The sequence below is a fragment of the Pseudoalteromonas sp. C12FD-1 genome, from assembly GCF_037414265.1.
Classification (GTDB): domain Bacteria; phylum Pseudomonadota; class Gammaproteobacteria; order Enterobacterales; family Alteromonadaceae; genus Pseudoalteromonas.
The window spans coordinates 1-283 of sequence record NZ_JBBEVD010000005.1 but is presented as its reverse complement, the minus strand read 5'-3'; the positions used below and the strand labels follow the sequence as shown (position 1 = coordinate 283).

General features: G+C 52.3%; 1 protein-coding gene. It reads right to left on the bottom strand.

Translation table 11 applies throughout. The features are described from left to right. Window positions 1-283, bottom strand: a 283-nt coding sequence (locus tag WDB87_RS00025; RefSeq protein WP_337848632.1) for an Ig-like domain-containing protein, incomplete at both ends; no start/stop codon positions are given.

Below are 283 nucleotides of genomic sequence, written 5' to 3'. Positions count from 1 at the left end.
GCCGGTTGCCGATCCTGAAATAGTCGGTGTGGTGTCGTTTGTATCGCCTACAGGGTCGATAATTACTGTAGGCGCTGCGGTATCAACCTCACCGGTGGTAGTGGCTGTGGTTTCATTGCCTGCGGTGTCGGTTACTGATACCTCAACGGTAAATTCACCTTCACTTAATTCGTTAGGTACATCCACACTAAAGGTGCCGTCGGCTTGCACTTCGGTAGTAATGGTTTGCGGATTACCCGCTTCATCCGTCACGGTGATCGTTACAACGGTGCCCTCTGGCTCG